This is a genomic window from Cupriavidus sp. C2SS-8b, from assembly GCF_057073745.1.
Genome location: NZ_CP172717.1, coordinates 1,588,144 through 1,610,068 on the forward strand (window position 1 = coordinate 1,588,144; position 21,925 = coordinate 1,610,068).

A 21,925-nucleotide genomic window follows, 5' to 3' on the forward strand; every position below is an offset into this window, starting at 1 on the left:
AGGAGTGATCGTGGATGCCCTGTCCGATCTCCTGCGCGCGGTGCAACTGAGTGGTGCCGTCTTTCTCAACGGCGATTTCAAGGCGCCGTGGTGCCTGATCTCCGAAGCCGACAGCAGCCTGCGTGCCGCCTTCCTGCCTGGCACGGGGCCGGTCGTGTCCTACCATCTCATCACCGAAGGCAGTTGCTGGGCCCGCCTGGCCGACGGCGACGGACAAGGGCTGCGCGTCGATGCCGGCGAAGTGCTGGTCGTGCCCCAAGGCGAACCCCATGTGCTCGGCAGCGATCTCCACCTGAGTCCGATTCCGGCCGGGCCACTCGTTGCCGGGATGATGGAGAGCAATCCCGGCGAGGTCATGCGAGTGAGTTATGGCGGTGCAGGCACCCCCACGCGCATGGTGTGCGGCTTCCTGGCCTTCGACGATATGTTCGGCAACCCGCTGCTCTCGTCCTTGCCCCGCCTGTTCAAGGTCGGTTTGGACGGCGGCGTGGAATCCGCATGGCTGGCCTCGGCGCTGGCGTTCGCCACGTCGGAAGCAGCCGAGCCCCGGGCCGGCAGTGCCACGGTCCTGGCGAAACTGTCGGAACTGCTGTTCGTGCAGGCGGTGCGGCGTTGCATCGACGGCATGCCGGAAAGCGAACGCGGCTGGCTGGCGGCGCTGCGCGACCGCTACGTCGGCCGCGCGCTGTCACGCATGCACGCGCGCCCGGCCTATCCGTGGACCGTCGATGAACTGGCGGGCAGCGTGGGCCTGTCCCGCTCGGCGCTCGCGCAGCGTTTCACCGACCTGCTTGGCCAGCCGCCGATGCAATACCTGGCGCACTGGCGCCTGCGTATTGCCGCCACGGCGTTGCGCAATGGCAGCCAGTCGATCGGCGAAGTCGCAGGCATTGCCGGCTATGACTCCGAAGCGGCATTCTGCCGGGCGTTCAAGCGCGAATTTGGCTTGCCGCCGGCAAGCTGGCGCCGCCATCGCATCGACCCTGCGCCGCAAGCGCCGTAAGCCACAACGGCACAGTGACCCGTTCGTGGCTTGCCCAAGCGCGACTCGCAAATAAGTCAGGGGGCCGCAAAGGGCCCCCTGAGGATGGTTGACCGAGTGGCCGCGCTACATTTTCTGCTTGGTGTTGTCCGCGGCGCCCTGCACCTTCTCGCCACCGCGTTCGATGTCCTTGCCGGCACCGTGGATGGTATTGCAGCCCGTGATCACCAGCATGCCGGCGAGGGCGAACAGTGCGCACAACTTTCTCATGACGATTCTCCTTGCTTCGTGTGGATGTGGGGATGCCCGCAACGGAATGAAGGGTTCGGACAGTTAAGTTGAGCGTAGCAAGCAGCAAACCGTGCGGGCAGTCCGCATTCGTCCTACAACGGTGTCAGAGGGCAGCGGAAATCGAATGCCGCTGGAACGCGCGCCGCGGACAGAACCTGCGCAACAGGTCATTGCGCGAAATGCGTTGAGCCAGGTCAACAGGCCAACGATGGCCTGGCGCGCGGCCCTGTGTGCTGTCCATACTGGAAACAGCAAGGCGAGCGCGCCCGATCCCCCGGGACAACGGTCAAGGCCGGGCGGCGTCGCAGCCGAACCATCTATCCGATACGACAGACGACACCATGCCCTTCCGCCTCAGGTTCAGCCCTCACGACATCTACCCCGACGCACTTGAAGCGCGCCTGGCGGAACTCCATGAAATCGCCGCCGCAGTGCAGCGCGCCCAGGAGCGCCGCTGGCGCAAGCATGGCACCCTGCTGCCGCAGGGCGCTGCGTCCCAGGACAATCCGCCCACCCGTCACTGAGCGCGCGTGTTTTCGGCCTGCTGCCTTGATCGAAAAGGGAGAATCGTCCATCACGCGCGTGGCCACACTGACCGGCTTTGGCGACGAGGAGCGCATGACCCACGCGTTCCTGCGTGCGCTCGGCAAGCCGCCACAGGCGTTGGTTTGCGAGATGCGCGCCCGCCGTGACGAGCCATTGCCGGTTCACGCCGCCGCGGCCTGAACGCGGCAGCCACGGCGACGATCGTCGCCAGACTCGCGCGCCAATTGTGAACAACTGTGATATGCGATTGGCAAGGCGCTGGGGCTACGGAAGAATGGGTAGTTCGATGCGGCGTGGCCAGAAGGATTGGGCCGCGGGGCAAGTTCTTCCGACGTAGCCACCATGAAACGACCAACCCGGGATTGTGTACTCGCGCTGATGGCCTGCCTGCGGGATGCTGGCCCCCTGCGCCGCGACCAACTCGCCAGCGCGTGCCGCCTCTCCGCTTCCGAACTCACGCGTGCACTGAAATCCGCCCGGCAGATGGGCATCGTCGAACACCTTCCGGCCGCTGACGACATGGCGCAGGCCGAGCGCCTGTTCGGCCTGACCGGCCGGGCCTTGCCTCCGGCGCGTCGCGTGCCCCCTCGCGACGCCGAAGGCGGTCCGAGCTTCCAGCCCCTGCTGGACGCCTGGGGCATCGCCCGGCCGAGGCCGCGCCGGGGCAGCCATCCTCCATGATGGCGGGTGCAAGGCGTTGAATGGACTAGCCCGTGCCCAGCGGACATGGACGCCATCCGCCCCTTGCGAGCGGCCGTCCCACAGCATTTCCACGATATCGCCGAACTCGCACGGCAGCATGGCGAGGTCGACCGGCCGCGGGTCGGGCTCCCAGCCGGCCGAAGCGGCCCCGGGGAACCAGATATCGAGCATGCCCCGGAACTCGCCAGGCGACAGCCCCAGCCACTGGGCAAAGCGCGGCAAGCATCCTGCGGCGGCGCTTTCCAGCACGCCGGACAAGGCTCGCGATACCGGATGCCCCGGATGCATGGCGAATGCATCCAGCAGAAGCAGCGAATGGTTCATGCAGCGCAATATAGACGCCTATATAACGATAGTCAAACCGGGCCCGGAACCGCCGCGGGCTCTTGTCGGGTTCGCTGACCTCGACTAGCCTGCTATCGATGTCGATTCCTCGCTGTGCGGCGAACCCCATTTGATGCCAGAACCCTCGACCACCCGATATGGCAAGGCGCGACGGCGCCTGCGGCAGGTCTTTTCCCCCTTGAACCTGGGGGCAGCGGCGTGGCTCATTGCAACCTGGGCATTCGTGGCATTTCAACTCGTCAGCGAGCGGGACCGCTTGCTGCATGACGCCGCACTGCGCACCCAGGCCGAGGCTCAGGCGTTCAGCGCGTACTCGAAATCCGGCATCCTGCGGCTGTCCGAGTTTCTCCTCGACCTGCGGGCCAGCTGGCTGGCCGGCCCGAGGGGATTCACCGACATGGTGCGTGAGCGGGAGAACCTGGTGGTGGACCTGTCGTTCCAGGTGGCGGTGATCGACAAGCATGGCCTGCTCGTCTACTCGTCCATCGCCCCGCCCGCGCCCGGCGAGAAGGTCGACCTGAGCGCTCGCGAGCATTTCCGGGTCCATCAGCGGGCGGGCGGGCGCGACATGCTGTTCATCAGCGACCCGGTGAAGGGCAAGGTCTCGCGCAAATGGTCGATCCAGTTCACGCGCCCCATCCTGCGCGAGGGCAGCTTCGACGGCGTGATCGTGGTCTCGGTCAGTCCGGAGCAGTTCGCCAGCTTTGCGCAGACGTTCACGAACCGCGACGGCGAAGTGGCGTCGGTCATCAAGAATTCCGGCCAGGTCATCGCGCGTGTGCCGGCCCTGGAAGGTTCGCTGGCCAGGGCAGTCAGCAACAGGCCGTACCTCGCCAGCGACTCGCCCCTGTCCGGCAGCTATCGGGCGGTATCGGGCTCCGAAGGCATGGAGCGGGTCTTCGGCTATTACCGCATGCCGGAATTCGGGCTCAATTTCGTGGTGGGCGAATCGGTCGGCCTGGTGCTTGCGCCCTACCAGGTCTATCGCCGCATTGCCCTGGCCGGTGCCATGGCTTCCACGCTGCTGCTGGGCCTGCTGTACTACAGCCTGCGCCGCTCCATGGCCGAGCGACGGCGCCATATGGAAGAGATGCGGCTGGCTTCGCTGGTCTATTCGTCCAGCAGCGAAGCCATGGTGGTGACGTCGCTCGATGGCACCATCATCGACGTGAATCCGGCCTTTGCCGCCGCGACCGGCTATACGGTCGACGAGATCAAGGGACGCTCGGGCTATAGCATCAGCGGCGAAGGCAATGCGGCGGGGCTGATCGAACGCCTGCGTGCCACCGTGGAGGCCAGGGGCAGATGGAGCGGCGAGCTCTCGATCCGCCGCAAGGACGGCAGCGAGTTTCCTGCCTACCTGACCGTGGATACCTACCTGGCCCACGCGTATGGCGAGCGCCGCCGCGTCGCGCTGATCCATGACATGACCGAGAAGCGCCAGGCGCAGGAAGTCATCCTGCACCAGGCGAATTTCGACGCGCTCACGGATCTGCCCAACCGCCGCCTGTTCTTCGAACGGCTGGAGCAGGAGATCGAGCGTTCGCGCGGCACGCACGATGTGCTGGCGCTGCTGTTCATCGATCTGGATCGCTTCAAGGAGGTGAACGATACCCTCGGCCACGACCAGGGCGACCTGTTGCTGCTGGAGGCAGCGCGGCGCATTGCGGCATCGGTGCGCGCATCAGATACCGTGGCGCGGCTGGCTGGCGACGAATTCACCGTGATCCTGCCCGCGGTGGGCGATGCCGGCGTTGCCGAGGGCATTGCCCAGGCGATCCTGGAGCGAATTGCCGCGCCATACCACCTGGCCGGCGAGCTGGTGGTGGTGTCGGCCAGCATCGGGGTGGCCACCTGCCCCAAGGACGCGGACAACGCCGAGGCCCTGCAGGTGTGCGCCGACCAGGCGATGCTCGCCGCCAAGCAAGAGGGACGCAATCGCTGGAAGGTCTTCACCCCGGCGCTGCTGCAGGCGGAAAAGGAGCGCCTGCGCATCACGCAGGACCTGCGCACGGCGCTGGCGGCCGGGCAGTTCGCGCTGCACTACCAGCCCGTGGTCGAACTGCGCACGGGCAAAGTCTGCAAGGCCGAGGCCCTGATTCGCTGGAACCATCCGGCACGCGGGCCGATCCACCCGGCAGATTTCATTGCCGTTGCGGAGGAATCCGGCCTCATTATCGACATCGGCCGCTGGGTGCTGACCGAAGCGCTGGACCAGCTGGCGCGCTGGCAGCTGCTGCTGGGCAAGGACTTCCAGCTGTCGGTCAACAAATCGCCCATGGAGTTCTGCGCGCCGGCGAACGGGCCCGAGTCCTGGTCCAGCATGATCGAGCGCAGGAACGTGCCGGTGGGCAGCCTGATCATCGAGATCACCGAAGGCTCGCTGATGGAGCAGAACGCCGATGTCATGGACCAGCTCTCGCGCTTCCAGGCGGCCGGCATCGAAATCGCGCTCGACGACTTCGGCACCGGCTACTCGTCCTTGTCGTACCTGCGGCACCTGGACATCGACTACATCAAGATCGACCGGTCCTTTATCCGCTCGCTGACGCGGGGCCCGGACGACGTGGCCTTGTGCCGCGCCATCATCAGCATGGCGCATGCCTTGCGCATCCGCGTGATTGCGGAGGGTATCGAGACCGAGTCGCAGCGTGACATCCTGCTGGCGGCCGGCTGCGACTACGGGCAAGGCCACTTCTTCTGTCCGGCGATGGACGCCAGCGCGTTCGAGGCCTTCGTAAGCGCCGTGGCCTGAGGCCAGCGGCGTCCCGGTGGCGCGGTACTGTGACGCAGTTGGCCTGGGACAAGGCTTCGCAACCCTATTCGGGCAGGCGGACCTTGGTCACCACGAACTGGTCGCCCGGCGCCCGGATCACGTCGCACTGGACCTTGGCTTTGCGCGGGGCGCCGTCGGTGCCCGTGTACTCGACATCGGCCACCACGCTGTAGGCGTCTTCGGCGATTTTGCGATAGGTGCTGCCATCCCATTTGAAGTGGTCAGGATTCGGCAGCTTTTCCCGCACCGCTTTCCTGCAGGCCACTGGCGCTCCCGGGGCTTCGTCCTTGCCACGCGGCCGTGGCATTTCGAGATCGGCTGCCAGCGCCGTGCCGGTAGCCAGCAACAGGCCGGCCGCCGAAAGCACTGCTCGGATTCGGCGGGACAAGACGAGAGTCATGGAGATTTCCTGGACAGATGGCAGCGCCACATTCTACGCGCCGGCGCCCCGCCCTGCTGCCATCGGGAAAACCATGCCGCCCGGCTCAGAAGCGCGCCGAGTACTGGAGCAGGAAGAAGTTGATGCCCGGGTTGGGCTCCTTGATGCCGGCGTTCGAATAGTGCTGCAGGCGCAGCGCCAGCTCCGAGTCCAGCGCGTCGCCAAAGCGGTAGCCGACGGCCACGCGGTCGCCGAACTGGAATGCCGTGGAGAAGACCTTTTCGTCGGAAAGGTGCGTGCGCGACAGGACATGCATGCCCACGCCGGCCTCGACAAAGACGCCACTGGACCCTGCGCCCTGCAGGCGAAGGATCGGGGTCACGCCAAGATCGCCCAATGCATGGCCGCTGCCGCCATGCGGATTCCAGACGCCCGCCGACGCTTCGACACCGAGCCGCAGGCGCACCGACTGCGACGACGTGGCCCAGAGGTCCTGCTTCAGGTTCCAGCGGGCTTCGAGCCGCGCCATGGCCGCGTCATTGCCAGCCCCGGCGGCCGCGCCCAGCCGCACGGGCTCGAACCACGACCCGGCATGGGACAAGCCGCTCGACAACGCGGCAGTCAGGGCGACGGCAGCCAGCGCGAAACGGCGGCTGGACGGGCAAGGCGATGCAAGAGGGCTAACCATGGCAGTGTGGCGGGGTTGGGACACGAGGGACTTGCGGCCGCACCGCGGCGAAGCCGATGCTGGCTGTGGCGCGGCATTATGCAGCTTTCACCGCGCCGAAAGAAGCCTCGTGGGACGCACACTGTGTTCCGTTTTTGGAACAACGGGCCGGTTTTTGTACCGCCTGGCCGATGAAGGACGAAAAAAAGCCCTCGCGAGGAGGGCTGGAAATCGGGGGGTGTAGCAAGATGCCACGCCAGAGATTCTAGGGATCTGCCATCGCTGCAAAGCCTCGAATAATTGCCGCTGTCTTGCCGTATTTAAGCGATTGTGCCCCGTCAGAAGGTCTGCCAGTCATCGCCATCCTGGACGGCAGCTTCGGACCGGGCAGCTCGGGGTGCAGCCGCCCGCTGGCGCGCAAGCGCCGGCGCATGTCTCCGGCTGGTCTCTGCCGCGCCCCTGGCGGGGGCTTGCGGCACGCGTGGCACATGCCCTCCCATGGCCGTGCCCGTCCCGGCCAGCCGGAACACGGAAACGGCATCGGCCATGGCATTGGCCTGCTCTTCCAGCGATTGCGCGGCGGCCGCCGACTGCTCCACCAGCGCGGCGTTCTGCTGGGTGCCCGTGTCGATCTGGCTGATGGCCACGTGCACCTGCTCCACGCCCTGGCTCTGCTCGCCGGATGCCACGGAAATCTCGCCCATGATGTCCGAGACCTGCTGGATGGCGCGGATCACCTGCCCAACGGTGTGGCCGACTTCTGCGGCCTGCCGCGATCCGTCCTGGACCATGCCGGCAGAGGATTCGATCAGCTCCTTGATCTCCTTGGCCGCGGCCGACGAGCGCTGTGCCAGCGCGCGCACCTCGCCCGCCACCACGGCGAAACCGCGCCCCTGCTCGCCCGCTCGCGCGGCTTCCACCGCGGCATTCAGCGCCAGGATATTGGTCTGGAACGCAATGCCTTCGATCAGCGTGGTGATGTCCGAGATCCGGTCCGAACTGCCGCTGATGCGGGCCATGGTCTGCACCATGGCCTGCACCGCCGTATTGCCGGCATGGGCCAGGTCCCGGGCATTGCCGGCCAGCGTATTGGCCTGGGCCGCGTTGTCGGCGTTCATGCGGACCGTCTGCGAGATTTCCGTCATGCTGGCCGCGGTTTCCTGCAGCGAAGCCGCCTGCTGCTCCGTGCGCGCCGACAGGTCCATATTGCCGCTGGAGATTTCGCGCGACGCCACGCGCACGGCTTCGCTCGACACCTGGATGCCGCGCACGGTTTGCGCGAGCTGGCGGCTCATGCGCGCCATCGCATCCAGCAACAGTCCGAACTCGTCGCGCGAGCGGATCTCGATCCGCTGGTCGAGGTGTCCCGCGGCAATCTCGTCGGCGATTTCCACGGAACGGCGCAGTTGCCGCGTGATCGTTCGCTGGAGCTGGTAGGACGCCGCCACCGTTACCAGCAGGCCGAGCGCGATCAACACGCCCGTGGTCCAAAGCGCCGTATGCGATTGCGCAAGACTGCTGCGGTTATAGTCCGCGGCCTGTTCGAGATTGACCTCCACGCTGCGCGTGATCAGCTCGCCGACCTTGTCGCCGGCCGCGCCGAGTTCGTTGTCCTGCAGCCGGGCCGCCGCGGCGGCGTCGCCGCTTTCGCGCAGGCGCACCTCCTGCGCGACCAGGTCCGCGAAACGGCCCAGCGCGGCGTCGAGCGCGTCGGCGACGTGTCGCTCGTCCCCGGACGTGACGCGGGCGGGATAGTAATCCTGCCAGCCCTTCTGCATCTTGGTGCGATGCGCCTGGACCGACGCCATGTCTTCGCTGGTTGCGCCCTCGGATGTCGCGCGGATTTTCCACAGCAGGCGGCGGATATGGAGCTGCGCCACGCGTACCTCCGCCAGCTGGCCGATGGCCACGGTGTTCTGCTCGTAGGCGTTGTGCATGTTCCGGTTCAGGCTGGCGATGGTCTGCAGCGCGAACAGCCCGATGCCCAGCATCAGCGCAATACAGACGCCGAACACCAGGAGGATCCTGAACTTGATCGTATGGATAAACTGACTCATGGCGGATACTTGAATTGCCGGCTCGGTTGAACCCCCGATACTCCCGGCCCGCCTGCTTGTGCGGGCACGGTGCGCGCCTTGGCGGACATTGCGCGGCGCGGTCTTTCGGGCCTTAACGGCAGCGGGTCGCCCGATGTAATGCCTGGCGCCACGATTGTTGATGCACCGCAAAGGACAACCTTGCCGCCCCGAAGATTCAGTGTCGGCTAGCGAACAGTCTGGCATTGTCGCGGGCATCAAGATTCACGTTACCGTCGTCTGGCGCGCGCCGGGCGTTAGTGGCTCTCACGGAGGCCCGCCATGTTCAGGAAATCCATGCTGACCGGCAAGCTGCAGGCTTGCACGGAAGACACCGCGGCGCCGACCCACGAGTCAGCCGCGCCGGACGCCGTCCACGACCAGTTTTCACGCAGCCTGAAGACCCAGGGCGATGCCATGGTGCAGTACGGCGCGCGCCTGCTGGTGCTGCGCGAATTCCTGGCCGCCCTATGCGCCGGCATGCCGGCGGAACGCCGCGACGGCGTGGAAATGGCCTTCCGCAGGCGCGTCGACGACCTGCTGTGCATGACCGACGACCGCCAGTTGCCCGAGACCTTCCACACCACGCTGCTGGCCGAGATCAACTACTACCTGGGCGAGCTGAAGCGGCGCTGACGGGCAGGCTCGCCGGATCATTCCGGCCGTCCGGATGGCCCACATCGGGCGCGTTCCAGGCCGCCCCGCGCCTTCCCTGTTCCTATCCCCCCTCCGGAACCCTGGCGATTGGCCGCCTGCACGGCGGCCGCATCAGTGCTAACCTGCCGCCCACAACAAGCCGCCTGCATCCAACCCTGGATGTAAAGGTGGCGCCGGCGCCATGTCGAACGGGCGCCGGACACACCAGAACCGGCACCCGCTGCCGCCCAGTTGAAGATCGCCATGACCGTCCAATCCGCCACCGGCGGGTCCACCGCATCGGGCACGCGCCCGATCGGGCCGCCGCAGTCCGTCCCCGCCTGGGTGATACCGCTGCTCGCCGCCGCCTGCGGCATCACCGTCGCCAACCTGTACTTCGCCCAGCCGCTGGTGGGACCGATTGCGGCGGCGCTTCAGCTGTCGCCCGGCTCGGCCGGACTGATCGTCACGCTGGTCCAGGCCGGCTACTGCCTCGGATTGCTGTTGCTGGTGCCATTGGCCGACCTCGTGGAAAACCGCCGCCTGGTATGCCGGCTGCTGGCCGGCAATGCCGTGGCGCTGGCCGCTGCGGCCTATGCTTCGCATGCGGTCACCTTCCTGCTGGCGGCCTGGCTGATCGGGCTTTGCTCCGTGGCGGTGCAGGTGCTGGTGCCGTTTGCCGCCCACCTTGCGCCCGACCATGCGCGCGGTCGCGCGGTGGGCAATGTCACGAGCGGCCTGCTGCTGGGGATCATGCTGGCCCGCCCGATCGCCAGCATCGTGGCCGACCTCTGGGGCTGGCATGCCATCTTTGCCTTGTCGGCCGTGGTCATGGCGCTGTTGTCGTTCATCCTGTCGCGCCGCCTGCCCCAGCGCGCGCCGCCGCCCGGCGTGCACTACACCGAGTTGCTGGCCTCCATGTGGCAACTGTTGCGCACGCAACCGGTCCTGCGCCGGCGCGCCGCGTACCAGGCCAGCATGTTTGGCGCCTTCAGCCTGTTCTGGACCACGGTGCCGCTCTACCTTTCCGGGCCAGCCTTCGTCCTGACGCAGCGCGGCATTGCGCTGTTCGCGCTGGCCGGCGTGGCGGGTGCCATCGCCGCCCCCATCGCCGGGCGGCTGGCGGACCGCGGTCGCGGGCGGCGCATGACGGCCCTTGCCTTGCTGCTTGGCGCGGGATCGTTCCTGCTCGGACTGGCCGGCACGCCCGGATCGATGTTTGCACTGGCCATGCTGACCGTCGCCGCCATCGTGCTGGATTTCGGTGTCTCGGCCAGCCTGGTGGTCAGCCAGCGGGCGATCTTCTCGCTGAGCGCCGAGCACCGCGGCCGGCTGAACGGCGTGTTCATGGCCATGTTCTTTGTCGGCGGCGCGCTGGGCTCGGCCATTGGCGGCTGGGCGTATGCGCACGGCGGCTGGCCGCTGGCCAGTGGCATCGGTTTCGCGCTGCCGATCCTGTCCTTGCTGTACTTCGCCACCGAACGGCCCTGAACCGGCCCCTACCGGGAATGACCTGACACAAACTCCGTATTTGCCCGCATCAAAAGTCTGGCGCCGGCCTGCCGTTATTGTTTCTGCCTGACCGTCGTCCCCTTGGCCAGGCAACCACTTCCCGGAAAGCCAGTCATGTCATTTGTCACCAAGAGCGTCGAGATCGAATATCGCCAGAAGGGCCGCAAGCCGGTCATCACCACCACGGAAGCCGTCGCGTTGTCCGAGCGCCATGCGGAGGACCCGAACGCCATCCTGGCCACGCTGCGGCTGCTGCATCCGCAATGGGAAGACATCAAGGTGATTTCGGTGTCGTAACACACGGGCAAGCCGCCAAAGAAAAAGGCGCTTCGCGCAAGCTGCGAAGCGCCTTTTTTCCGATCATCGCGACCGCATCAGCGCATCAGCGCATCAGCGCGTCAGCGCGTCAGCGCGTCAGCGCGTCAGACCGGCACATCGCGGGTCGGGTCCGTCTTGCGGTCGTCGAACCAGCGGTACAACGTCGGCACCATCACCAGCGTCAGCAACGTCGACGTGATCAGTCCGCCGATCACCACCACCGCCAGCGGGCGCTGCACTTCCGAGCCGGGGCCGCTCGAGAACAGGAACGGCACCAGGCCGAGCATGGCGATAGTGGCCGTCATCATCACGGGCCGGAAACGCTGGGTCGCGCCCTGCACCACCGCCTCATGCAAGGACAGCCCCGAATCGCGCAGCGTGCGGATGTACGACACCAGCACCACGCCATTGAGCACGGCCATGCCCCACAGCGCGATAAAGCCTACCGACGCCGGCACCGACAGGTATTCGCCGGTGACGAACAGCCCGATGATGCCGCCGATCGACGCGAACGGCAGCACCGTGATGATCAGCGTGGCAAAGCGCAGCGAGTTGAACAACAGGAACAGCAGGAAGAAGATCGCCGCGATGGTCACCGGCACGATGATCTTCAGGTGGCCCATGGCGCGTTCCATGTTCTGGAACTGGCCGCCCCACTCGAGGTAATAGCCCTCCGGCAGCTTGACCTTGGCGCCGGTGGCCTGCTGCAGTTCGGCCACGAAGCCGCCGAGGTCGCGGTCCTTCACGTTGATCATCACCACCACGCGGCGCTTGGCCATTTCGCGGCTGATCTGCGCGGGGCCGTCGTTGACCTCGATCTTCGCCACGCTCTGCAGCGGCACCTGGATGCCGTTGGGCGTCGACACCAGCAACTGGCGGATCGCCTGCACATTGCCACGGAACTCCTCGGGCAGGCGCACGGCCGCGGCAAAGCGGCGTTCGCCTTCGAAGATGTCCGTGGCGCGCTTGCCGCCGATCGAGATCTCGATGATGTCGTGGATGTCCGACACATTGAGCCCGTAGCGCGCAATCGCCTGGCGGTCGATCTCGATCGACAGGTACTGCTGCCCCGACACGCGTTCGATGCGGATGTCCTGCGAGCCCTGGATGCCGCCGGCGACCCGCGCAATTTCGCCCGCGAGTTCGCGCAGCTTGTCGAGGTCGTCGCCGAACACTTTCACCGCCACGTCCGAACGCACGCCGCTGACCATCTCGTCGACGCGGTCCGAAATCGGCTGCGCCATCACGATCTGCACGCCAGGGATGGCCTTGAGCTTCTCGCGGATGGCGTTGGCGATGTCATCCTGTGTCCAGCCATCGGGCCACTCGTCGCGGTCCTTCAGGCTCGCGATCGGCGTCGATTCGTTCTGGCCCTGCGGGTCGGCCGGACTTTCGCCACGGCCCACGCCGGACACCACCGACTTCACGCCGGGCACGCTCAGCACGAGCTTGTTGGCCTCTTTCTCCAGCTTGATCGACTCTTCCAGCGAGATATTCGGCACGCGGTCGATGGCCGGCACGATCGAGCCCTCCTTCATCTCCGGGATGAAGGACGTGCCCAGCAGCGGCACGATCGCCAGCGTCAGCACGAAAGCGCCCACCGCGCCAATCACGGTCTTGCGGCTGTTGCCGAGCGCCCAGTGCAGCAGGCGCAGGTAGTGCCGCTTCATGAACGCGATCAGCTTCGTATCATGCTCGGCGCCGCCCCTCAGCAGGTACGAACTCAGCACCGGCGACAACGTCAGCGACAGGAACAGCGAGATCGCCAGCGCGATCGAGATCGTGAATGCCAGCGGCGCGAACATCTTGCCTTCCATGCCCGACAGCGTCATCAGCGGCAGGAACACCAGGATGATGATGCCCACGCCGACGATCACGGGCGTGGCTACTTCCTGCACGGCCTTCACCAGGATCTGGGTCTTGGTCAGTCCCGGCTCCTTGTGGCCGAGCCGCTCGAAGGCGTTCTCGACCACCACCACCGAGCCGTCCACCATCAGGCCGATCGCGATGGCCAGCCCGCCCAGCGACATCAAGTTGGCCGACAGGCCCATCCGGTTCATGACAATGAAAGTCAGCAATGGCGTCAGCACCAGCGTCGCGAGCACGATGACCGACGAGCGCACGTCCCCGAGGAACAGGAACAGCACGATCACGACCAGCACCACGCCCTCAAGCAGCACCTTGGTGACGGTCCACAGCGCGGCATCGACCAGTTCGCTGCGGTCGTAGTACGGCACGATCTGCAGCTTGCCGGGCAGCATGCCCTTGGCGTTGATCTCGGCGACGCGCGCCTTGACGCGGCTGACCACTTCCTTGGCATTGCCGCCGCGCATCATCATGACGATGCCGCCGACCGCCTCGGTCTGGCCGTTCTTCACGAGCGCGCCCTGACGCACCTCATGGCCGATGGTGACGGTGGCCACGTCGCGCAGGTAGACAGGCGTGCCGGCGACTTCCTTCAGCACGATGCTGCCAAGATCGTCCACGCCCTTGGCCAAACCCACGCCGCGGATCAGGTACTGCTCGGCGTAGTGCGGCAGCACGCCGCCACCGGAGTTGGCGTTGTTGCGCGCCAGCGCCTGATACACCTGCTGGATCGAGACATCGTAGTGGCGCATGCGCTCCGGATTGACCAGCGCCTGGTACTGGCGCACGTAGCCGCCCTGCGAATTGATCTCGGCCACGCCGGGGATCGAACGCAGCAGCGGTCGCACCACCCAGTCCTGCGCGATGCGGCGCTCGGCCAGTTCTTCCTGCGTCAGCTCTCGGTTGCCATCGTCGGACCGGTCCAGTGTGTACTGGTAGACCTCGCCAAGGCCGGTCGAGACCGGACCGAGTACCGGCGTCACACCTTCGGGCATGCGCCCGGACACCTCGATCAGGCGCTCCATGACGAGCTGCCGCGCGAAGTAGACGTCCGTGGCATCGGTGAACACCAGCGTGATCAGCGACAGGCCGGCCTTGTTCAGCGAGCGCATCTCTTCCAGCCCGGGCAGGCCGGTCATGGCCATCTCCACCGGCACGGTGACAAAGCGCTCGACTTCTTCGGGGGAACGCCCGGTGGCTTCGGTAGCGATCTGTACCTGCACGTTGGTCACGTCCGGGAACGCATCGACCGACAGCTTGGTGGCCGCGCGCAGGCCGAAGAAGAACAGCACCACGGCCAGCACGCAGACCACCAGGCGCTGCTTGATGGCCGCTTCAACTAGGGATTTCATCATGGTGCTCAGCCCTGTTCGAGACGCTTGCGCTCGTTGTCGAGATGGAACGCGCCATCCACCACGACACGGTCGCCGGCCTTGACGCCATTGAGCACCACGCGCATGCCGTCGCTCTCCGCGCCCAGCTTGACGCGCGTCTGGCGGAACTGGCCGTCCGCCATCTCGACATAGACCAGTTCGTCATTGCCTTCGCGCACCACTGCCGACTCCGGCACCACCAGCTGGTCGACCGGCTTGCTGGCGATCAGCATGCTGGCGAGCATGGCCGGCTTGAGGCGCCCCCCGCGATTGTCGAGTTCCGTGCGGACCAGCACCGTGCGCGATTGCGGATTCACCGTGCGGCCCACATAGATCAGCTTGCCCGTAATGGTCTGTGCGCCCTTGCCGTTGGCCAGCGACGGCACCTCGATCTCCACGCTCTGCCCTTCGGCCACCTGCGCGGCCTGCTGCTCGGGCACTTCGGCCACCACCCACACGCGCGACAGGTCCGCCACGGTGTAGAGCGCGTCGGCCGGCTGCACGACCTGGCCCTGCGCCACGTTGCGTTCCACCACCGTGCCGCTGATGCTCGAATACACAGGCGAATGCGAGTTGATGCTGCCGTTCTTGGCCAGCTCGGCAATGGTGGCCGGCGACATGCCGAGCACGCGCAGCTGGTCGCGGTAAGCGCGCATCTCGGCCGAGGCAATCGACAGCTCGCTCTGGCGGCGCTGCAGTTCGCCGCGGCCAATCACGTCGGCGGCATACAGTTGCTGGGCGCGCTCGGCATTGCGGGCCTGCAGTTCGTGCTGCGCCTCGCTCTTCAGGAAGGCCATCTGTGCGGCGCCCAGTTCGGTGCTGTGCAGGCGGGCCAGCACCTGGCCGGCCTTGACCTCTTCGCCCAGGGTTGCGTACAGGTCCGTCACGCGCCCGGTCACGCTGGCGCCGACGCGGGACACGCGCTGCTCGTCGAAATCGACGCGGCCAGCCACACGCAGCATCTCGCTGAACGGGGACGTGGCAAGGGGCGCCACCTTCAGCGTCTTCATCAGGTTGGCTTCGGGCTTGACCACGCCGGGCGGCAGCCTGGGCGCTTCGGTGGCCTGCACAGGCTCCTTCGAGCAGCCCGCCAGGGCAAACACCATGACGGCGGCGGCCGTCAGCGAAAGCAGGGAATTGGGACGCATGGTTATCGGTTCTGGAGGGTGGAGGACGGCAGGCCCGCGGGCGAGACGGGCGAGACGCCCGGCGCCGTCGACATAAGCTTTTCGATCTGGATGGCGGCGACCTGCAGGTCAAACTGGGCGGCGATCAGTTCATTGCGCGCGCCGCGCAGCACGCGCTGCGCGTCGAGGTAATCCAGGATGCCGCGCTCGCCGAAGCGGTACGCTGACTCGGCCACGTTGAGCGCCGATTCGGCCTCGCGCACGATGCCGGACTCCAGCGCGGTCACCTGCGACTGGGTGATCTCGTACTGGCGGTAGGCGGTTTCCAGTTCCTGCGCCAGCTCGAATTCACGCGCTTCCAGCGCGCTGCGAGCCTGCGTGGCCTGGGCCGTGGCCTCGCCCACCGGACCGCTGCGGCGGTCCCATAGCGGAATGGTCAGCACTAGGCCGATCTGCGAGACGTTGTTGTCCGGCTGGCGGTCCGTACTCGCGCGCACGGCCACTTCGGGCCAGCGCAGCGAGCGCTGGTAATCGACGCCCAGGCGCGCGCGCTCCAGTTCCATGCGGCGCTGGTTCAGTTCGGCATTGTTCGCGCTCATCGTGCCGCGCAGCTGCGGCAGCGGCGGCACTTCGGGCGCGTGGCCAAGGCTGCCGTCCAGCCCGAACTGAGCGGGCATGGCGCCGCCGACCTGCTGGCGCAGTGCGGCCTTGGCCTGGTTCACACGCAGCTCGGCGGTCTGCTGGCTTTTCTGTGCCGCCAGCAGTTCGGTCTCGGCCTTGATCAGTTCATAGCGCGGCGCCTCGCCCACCTCCACGCGCAAACGCGCGCGGGAATGGATCTGGCGCGTCATGGCCAGGTCTTCGGAAGCGGCCTGCAACTCGCTCTCACGGCGCAGCACTTCGAAGTAGGCCGTCTTCACGCGCGCCGCAAGCTCGGCGCGAAAGCCCTGGCGCAGCGCCTGCGACGCTTCCAGGCCGCGCGTGGCCATGTCTTCGCGCAGGCTGCGCTGGTGCGGATAGTCCAGCTTCTGGGTGATGGCGTAGGTCGGTGCATTGCCGCTGGTCACGCCGGTCTGCTTGCCCTGCAGGCGGCCATACATGACCTCGACCTGCGGGTTCGGATAGGCGCGCGCGCTGGTGATGGCGGCATTGGCGGCATCGACGTTGGCCTGTGCGGCCTCGACGCCCTTGTTGGTCGATTGCGCCATGCCCAGCAAGTCTTGCAGGCCGTAAGACGGCCCGGCGGGAGCTGCGGAGGGCGCGGGCTGGGTGTTACTGGCGGCAAGGACGACAGCGGCCGGCGGGCGCACGTCGTCGCTGGCCTGCGCCGGCACGGCGGCGAACGCCACCAGCGACAGCGACGCGATCAGGGTCAGCTTGGTGTTTGTCATTGAGTCGGGAAAGCAAGCGATACGGCTGCCTGCGCCACGCCGCGACCCCGCCCCTCGCGCACGCAACGCGAAAAAGGCGGACGACCGCAACGGATTCAGCCGGCTAGCGCAAACGCTCGCCGGGAAGACTGGGCAGGCAATGGGACGCTCCCCGGACGCGGCAAAGCCGCGCACCGGGTGCGAAGATAATCAGGCGAGGGAAATCGGCGGCTTGAAGAAAGCCGTGGCGGGGGGCGCGGTGGGACCCGATGGTGCCTGCCAGAAATCTTCCGCGGGCAATACGAGCTTCGCGGTGGGCAGGTCGAACAAGGCGCTGGACTCTTCGATCTCGTCCAGAAGGTCCAGCGGATCGAGCAGATCCGCCGACCAGATATTGCAGTAGCCGGGGGGCGGATCGTCGATCGCGTCTTCGTCGTGCAGGCCGTCATCGCCGGGGGCGATCACCCGGCCCATCTCGTCGACGGAAGGCAATGCCGCGACTTCGGTAACCTTGTCGGGCACGGCGGCCGCCTGGACGGCTACCGACGCGATATTCCCCTGGAAATCCGCGTGCGCATGCGCGGCCGCTCCAAAGGAGAGCAGCGACAAGCACACGGCAGTCAGCAGCAGGAAAAGAAATCGCATCGGGTTGGGGGCGTTCAACAGGGCCTGATACCGCACTCACAAAGGAGGCAACGGCCTTGCTGCGGGACAACATTGTAACTTAACGATTACGATTGACCGGGAATGGGTCGGTTCGTTCCGTTTGGGCGGTGAGCCGAAGTCTTTGAGGGGAGCGGGAATGCGGGGAATTTGTGAGTTCGGCATTGTTACGCAACCGCAACTGCGAAAGTCATTTGCTCATACACATAGATATTCACGAAACAACAGGTTTTGTGAACATCTATGTCTACGCCACGAGCGCGCCGACGAGGCGAAGCCTCTCCGGCATTACAACTCAAACCCGTAGAGCACCGCCGCATTCCTCCATCGCAGTGCCTCGGCAAGAACGGCGTCATTCACCCCATCGCCACCAGTGCCCTGCTCTTCAGGCCAGCCGAACAATGCTGCGCATTCCCCCGCGCGCGTTGCGGATTCGTGGTTGGTCCACGGCCAGTCGCTGCCCAGCAACAGCCGGTCATGCCCCACGGTCCGGACCCATGCCTTCGCAAGCAAGCGCCAGTCCGCTCCAGGCGGCAGCCGATACGGAGCGCTCAGCTTCACCCATACCTGCCGGCGCGCCAGCACCTGTGCGGCCACATCGAAGACAGCGTCGCGGGCGCCGTCTTCACCGGGCCTGCCAAAGTGGTCCAGCACCACGGGAGCTGGGCACCCCTCGAGCGCGGCGTCGAGTTCGGCCAGCATCGCGCCGCCCTGCCCGTTCCCGGTGTGCAACTCCACATGCCAGCCCAGCCCGGCAACTCGCGCGAACAGCGCGCGCCATGGGGCCGTGCCGATGCGCGCCCACTCCGGATCGTCGAACAGATTGAGCCGGATGCCGCGCACGCCCGCCGCGTGCATGTCAGCCAGCGCAACGTCCGAGACCGACGCGTCCACCACGGCCACGCCGCGCAGCCGTCCCGGCAGGGCGCGCAGCGCCGCCAGCAGCGCCGAATTGTCCGTGCCAAGGAAACTGGTCTGGACCACCACGCCGTATGGATCTCCCATCGGTGCCAGCAGTTGCAGCCAGTCGCCGATGCGTGCGGCGTAAGCGGGCCGATAGCGGGCGGACGGCATGCCCGCTCCAGCATCGAACAGGTGAAAGTGGCAATCCACCAAGGGCGTCGCATTACGCTTCATCGTCAGCCATTCCTTGCCTGCGGGTAAGCCCTTATATGGCACCAGGCGGCCCGCGGCTAATCTAGTCCTCTAGAGGACATCAATCTAACACGGACCCCAGATGCAAGACAACGACGCGCTGCACAGTGCCGCGACTGCCCCGGGCGTGAGCCGCTATGGCCGGATTGCGGCGCAACTGCAGCGCAAGATCGTTGACGGCGAATGGCAGCCCGGCGCTGCGATCCCGGCGGAAAGCGCGCTGGCCACCGAATTCGGCACGGCGCTGGGCACCATCCGGCAGGCCATTGCCGTGCTGGTGCAGGAAGGGCTGCTGGAACGCGTACAGGGCAAAGGCACCTTCGTGCGCAACGGGCTGACGGGCGCGAGCATGATGCGGTTCTTCCGTTTCCGGGCCGATGCGGGGGGATTGGGCGTGGAAATTCCGCGTTCCGAGATCCTGTCGTGCCGCGCGGCGCGGCTGGACAAAAGCATGGCCGCTTTGTTCGGTCTCGATGCCGGCGCGCGTGGGCTGGCGATCTCCCGCCGGCGCTGGCTCGATGACAAGCCGCGCTTGCTCGAATCGATCTGGCTGCCGCTGCCGCGTTGCGAGCCATTGCAGCGCCTGCCCAAAAGCGAATGGGGCGACCTGCTCTATCCGCTGCTGGGCGCGCAATGCGGCGTCACGATCCATCGCGCCGTGGACGAGGTGACCTTCCGCACGCTGGATACCGAAGAGGCCGAACTGCTGGACTTGCCGCATGGCCATCCGTGCGCGCTGGTAACGCGGCGCGCCTATGACTTGCAAGGCCACTGTGCCGAATACCGGCTGACACGGGGCGATGCCTACGCCTTCCGCTACCAGGCGGACATCCGGTGACCACCCATCAAGACAAAACTTCCATCGAAATGGAGACCAGCTTGACACTTTCGACGACACGCTTTGCCTGGGCTGTGATCGCAGCCACCGTGCTGCTCACGCCTGCCCTGGCGCACGCCACCGAGTCGGCCGCGCAATGGCCGAGCCGGCCCGTCACCATTGTCGTGACCTACCCGCCCGGCGGCGGCGCCGACCTGATGGCACGGCTGATCGCACCCGGGCTCGGCCGTGAACTGGGCCAGTCCGTCATCGTGGAGAACCGGCCCGGGGCCGGCGGGCAGATCGGCGCGTCGTACGTCGCCAAGGCCGCGCCCGACGGCTATACGCTGATGGTCGATGCCTCGTCCTACGCGGTCAATCCGAGCCTCTATCCGCGCCTGCCCTATGACCCCGCCAAGGCCTTCACGGCCATTGGCGTGCTGGCGCGCTATCCCAATGTGCTGGTTGCCACGCCAGGGTTCCCCGCGCACTCGGTCAAGGATGTCCTGGCCATCGCGAAGCAGAAGCCGGGCACGGTGGCCTTCGCCTCGTCGGGCAACGGCTCAGCCCAGCACCTGTCCGGCGTGCTGTTCGAGCAGCGCGCCGGCGTGGACCTGCTGCACGTCCCTTACAAGGGTGGCGGCCCAGCCATGACGGACGTGATTGCTGGCCAGGTGCCGCTGTTCTTTGCCAACGTGGCATCGAGCCTGCAGCACATCAAGGCCGGCAAGCTCAGGCCGCTTGCGGTGACCAGCCACACACGCACGCCGGCGTTGCCATCCGTCCCGACCATGGAAGAAGCCGGCGTGGCCGGCTACGAGGTCTACGAGTGGAATGCCGCCTTTGTCCCGGCGGGCACGCCGCAGCCCATTACCGGCAAGCTGTCCGAGGCCCTGCAGAAAGTCATGAACAGCCCCGACGTGCGCAAGCGCGTCGCGGAGCTGGGCGGCGAGGTCGTGGCCGCGCCGCCCGCGGAAGCCGCCCGCTATATCGACAACCAGACCCGCCTGTGGGGCAAGGTCATCAAGGACGGCAACGTCAAGCCCGAATAAGGTGAGAGCCCATCACCCAATGCACGCCCCGTGCCATCAAGAATCCTTCGGAGAAATGTATGACCCAGTTCGATGCGGTCCGCCGCGACATCCTGAAGCTCGCCGCCGCGCTAGGCGCCGGCGCCCTTGCGCCTTCGCTTGTCCGAGCGCAGGCGTGGCCCTCCAAGCCCATCCGCCTGGTGGTGCCGTTCGCGCCGGGCGGCAGCTCGGAAATCGTGGCCCGCTCGACCGCCGCTGAACTGACCCGCCTGCTCGGCGTGTCGGTGTTCGTGGAGAACAAGCCCGGCGGCGCAGGCAACGTCGCCATGGGAGAAGTGGCGCGCGCCGACGACCAGCACACGCTGATCCTCGGCCATATCGGCACCCTCGCGGTGAATCCTTATATCTTCGCCAAGCTGCCCTACGATCCGAACAAGGATTTTCGCCCGGTGTCGCTGCTATCCAAGGTGCCGAGCCTGTACGTGATCCATCCGGACGTGCCGGCGAAGAACCTCAAGGAGTTCATCGCGCTGGCCAAGAGCAAGCCCGGCAAGCTTAACTACGGGTCGGCCGGCAATGGCAGCGCGGGGCATCTTGCCTTCGAGTACCTGAAGGCGGCCAGCGGAACGTTCATTACCCATGTGCCGTACCGCGGCAGCGGTCCGCAGATTACCGACTTGCTATCGGGTAGGCTTGACGCGGCAGCAGTCGGCGCGCCAGCCATCCTGCCGTTCATCAAGGCGGGCAAGCTGCGCTGCATCGCCACGGGCACGACGCAGCGCATTCCACAGCTGCCTGATGTGGGCACCGTCGCGGAGCAGGGTTACCCCGGGTTCGAGATGACGCAGTGGTACGGGCTGCTGGCGCCGGCAAGCCTGCCGCAGCCGGCTACGGACAAGCTCGCCGACGCGGCAGCCAAGGCGGTGAAGAGCCCAGCGTCAATGCAGCGTCTTAGCGCCGATGCCGCACTGGTGGTGGGCAGCACGCCGCAGGAATTCGCGCATTTCATCGCGCAGGAACAGCAGCGGTGGAAGCCGATTATTGCGCGGGCGCAGATTAAGCCGGATTGAGTTTGGGGGTGGGGGTTACGTTCAGCTGCGGGCTTTAGGGATGACTGGGTCGTCGCTCTTGGCAGGCGCTGCCGTTTCGCCGGCGTAGCCGGCGAGTCACTTTCTGTCCGAGCGACAGAAAGTAACCAAAGAACGCGTCGCTTGCCCTAACGGGCGAATATTGATCGTAGCGTGCGACGAATTTCGTACGGGTATTCACTTCAGAGTCTGCCAGGCTGCCTGCC

The 21,925-nt window shown here is 66.5% G+C and carries 20 protein-coding genes; 10 read left to right on the forward strand and 10 right to left on the reverse strand.

Going from position 1 to position 21,925, the window contains the following annotated elements; all coding sequences use genetic code 11:
- The first annotated feature begins 10 nt into the window (after positions 1 to 10).
- The gene (locus tag ACIGJB_RS24230; protein WP_483732527.1) at positions 11 to 1,003 is read left to right on the forward strand and encodes an AraC family transcriptional regulator; all 993 of its coding nucleotides are present in this window, start codon (positions 11 to 13) and stop codon (positions 1,001 to 1,003) included.
- A gap of 105 nt (positions 1,004 to 1,108) precedes the next feature.
- Here the strand turns inward: ACIGJB_RS24230 and ACIGJB_RS24235 are convergent, their stop codons facing one another.
- Positions 1,109 to 1,252, reverse strand: coding sequence for an entericidin A/B family lipoprotein (locus ACIGJB_RS24235; protein ID WP_483711886.1), 144 nt, complete (start codon positions 1,250 to 1,252; stop codon positions 1,109 to 1,111).
- Positions 1,253 to 1,614: 362 nt separating this feature from the next.
- Here ACIGJB_RS24235 and ACIGJB_RS24240 point away from each other — a divergent pair, with 362 nt between their 5' ends.
- Positions 1,615 to 1,797, forward strand: a complete 183-nt coding sequence (locus tag ACIGJB_RS24240) for a hypothetical protein (RefSeq protein ID WP_483732528.1) — start codon at positions 1,615 to 1,617, stop codon at positions 1,795 to 1,797.
- Between the two features lie 25 nt (positions 1,798 to 1,822).
- The gene (locus ACIGJB_RS24245; RefSeq protein WP_483732529.1) at positions 1,823 to 1,999 is read left to right on the forward strand and encodes a hypothetical protein; all 177 of its coding nucleotides are present in this window, start codon (positions 1,823 to 1,825) and stop codon (positions 1,997 to 1,999) included.
- An 84-nt stretch (positions 2,000 to 2,083) separates the two neighbouring features.
- Here the strand turns inward: ACIGJB_RS24245 and ACIGJB_RS24250 are convergent, their stop codons facing one another.
- Complete coding sequence (locus ACIGJB_RS24250) at positions 2,084 to 2,845, reverse strand: hypothetical protein (protein ID WP_483732530.1); 762 nt, start codon at positions 2,843 to 2,845, stop codon at positions 2,084 to 2,086.
- 133 nt (positions 2,846 to 2,978) lie between these two features.
- On the opposite strand from ACIGJB_RS24250, the gene ACIGJB_RS24255 reads away from it, so the two are divergent.
- Positions 2,979 to 5,621, forward strand: coding sequence for a bifunctional diguanylate cyclase/phosphodiesterase (locus ACIGJB_RS24255; RefSeq protein ID WP_483732531.1), 2,643 nt, complete (start codon positions 2,979 to 2,981; stop codon positions 5,619 to 5,621).
- Between the two features lie 64 nt (positions 5,622 to 5,685).
- Here the strand turns inward: ACIGJB_RS24255 and ACIGJB_RS24260 are convergent, their stop codons facing one another.
- From ACIGJB_RS24260 to ACIGJB_RS24270, 3 genes are all read right to left on the reverse strand, one after another.
- Positions 5,686 to 6,042, reverse strand: coding sequence for a DUF2880 domain-containing protein (locus ACIGJB_RS24260; RefSeq protein WP_483732532.1), 357 nt, complete (start codon positions 6,040 to 6,042; stop codon positions 5,686 to 5,688).
- An 85-nt stretch (positions 6,043 to 6,127) separates the two neighbouring features.
- A complete protein-coding gene (locus ACIGJB_RS24265) occupies positions 6,128 to 6,709 on the reverse strand; it encodes an acyloxyacyl hydrolase (protein WP_483732533.1) in 582 nt (193 codons plus the stop codon).
- Positions 6,710 to 7,026: 317 nt separating this feature from the next.
- Positions 7,027 to 8,745, reverse strand: coding sequence for a methyl-accepting chemotaxis protein (locus ACIGJB_RS24270; RefSeq protein WP_483732534.1), 1,719 nt, complete (start codon positions 8,743 to 8,745; stop codon positions 7,027 to 7,029).
- Positions 8,746 to 9,045: 300 nt separating this feature from the next.
- On the opposite strand from ACIGJB_RS24270, the gene ACIGJB_RS24275 reads away from it, so the two are divergent.
- The 3 genes from ACIGJB_RS24275 to ACIGJB_RS24285 all read left to right on the forward strand — a co-directional run bounded on the left by ACIGJB_RS24275 (position 9,046) and on the right by ACIGJB_RS24285 (position 11,208).
- On the forward strand, positions 9,046 to 9,399 hold the full coding sequence (locus ACIGJB_RS24275; RefSeq protein ID WP_483732535.1) for a hypothetical protein: 354 nt from the start codon (positions 9,046 to 9,048) through the stop codon (positions 9,397 to 9,399).
- A 264-nt stretch (positions 9,400 to 9,663) separates the two neighbouring features.
- Positions 9,664 to 10,890, forward strand: coding sequence for an MFS transporter (locus ACIGJB_RS24280; RefSeq protein ID WP_483732536.1), 1,227 nt, complete (start codon positions 9,664 to 9,666; stop codon positions 10,888 to 10,890).
- 135 nt (positions 10,891 to 11,025) lie between these two features.
- Positions 11,026 to 11,208, forward strand: a complete 183-nt coding sequence (locus ACIGJB_RS24285) for a hypothetical protein (protein WP_483732537.1) — start codon at positions 11,026 to 11,028, stop codon at positions 11,206 to 11,208.
- A gap of 125 nt (positions 11,209 to 11,333) precedes the next feature.
- Here ACIGJB_RS24285 and ACIGJB_RS24290 read toward each other — a convergent pair whose 3' ends face one another.
- From ACIGJB_RS24290 to ACIGJB_RS24310, 5 genes are all read right to left on the reverse strand, one after another.
- Positions 11,334 to 14,450: an efflux RND transporter permease subunit gene (locus ACIGJB_RS24290; protein WP_483732538.1), complete on the reverse strand. Its 3,117-nt coding sequence runs from the start codon at positions 14,448 to 14,450 to the stop codon at positions 11,334 to 11,336.
- Between the two features lie 5 nt (positions 14,451 to 14,455).
- On the reverse strand, positions 14,456 to 15,616 hold the full coding sequence (locus ACIGJB_RS24295) for an efflux RND transporter periplasmic adaptor subunit (protein ID WP_483732539.1): 1,161 nt from the start codon (positions 15,614 to 15,616) through the stop codon (positions 14,456 to 14,458).
- A 2-nt stretch (positions 15,617 to 15,618) separates the two neighbouring features.
- Positions 15,619 to 16,986, reverse strand: coding sequence for a TolC family protein (locus ACIGJB_RS24300; protein WP_483732540.1), 1,368 nt, complete (start codon positions 16,984 to 16,986; stop codon positions 15,619 to 15,621).
- A gap of 189 nt (positions 16,987 to 17,175) precedes the next feature.
- A complete protein-coding gene (locus ACIGJB_RS24305) occupies positions 17,176 to 17,610 on the reverse strand; it encodes a cobalt-zinc-cadmium resistance protein (RefSeq protein WP_483734652.1) in 435 nt (144 codons plus the stop codon).
- 306 nt (positions 17,611 to 17,916) lie between these two features.
- Positions 17,917 to 18,765 (reverse strand): amidohydrolase family protein, encoded by an 849-nt coding sequence (locus ACIGJB_RS24310; protein WP_483732541.1) that lies wholly within the window; start codon positions 18,763 to 18,765, stop codon positions 17,917 to 17,919.
- Between the two features lie 100 nt (positions 18,766 to 18,865).
- On the opposite strand from ACIGJB_RS24310, the gene ACIGJB_RS24315 reads away from it, so the two are divergent.
- Genes ACIGJB_RS24315 through ACIGJB_RS24325 form a run of 3 tightly spaced genes read left to right on the forward strand, consistent with a single transcriptional unit; the run spans position 18,866 to position 21,701 of the window.
- Positions 18,866 to 19,621, forward strand: a complete 756-nt coding sequence (locus ACIGJB_RS24315) for a GntR family transcriptional regulator (RefSeq protein ID WP_483732542.1) — start codon at positions 18,866 to 18,868, stop codon at positions 19,619 to 19,621.
- 29 nt (positions 19,622 to 19,650) lie between these two features.
- Positions 19,651 to 20,652, forward strand: coding sequence for a tripartite tricarboxylate transporter substrate binding protein (locus ACIGJB_RS24320; protein ID WP_483734653.1), 1,002 nt, complete (start codon positions 19,651 to 19,653; stop codon positions 20,650 to 20,652).
- A gap of 59 nt (positions 20,653 to 20,711) precedes the next feature.
- Positions 20,712 to 21,701 (forward strand): Bug family tripartite tricarboxylate transporter substrate binding protein, encoded by a 990-nt coding sequence (locus ACIGJB_RS24325; protein ID WP_483732543.1) that lies wholly within the window; start codon positions 20,712 to 20,714, stop codon positions 21,699 to 21,701.
- The last annotated feature ends 224 nt before the right edge of the window (positions 21,702 to 21,925 follow it).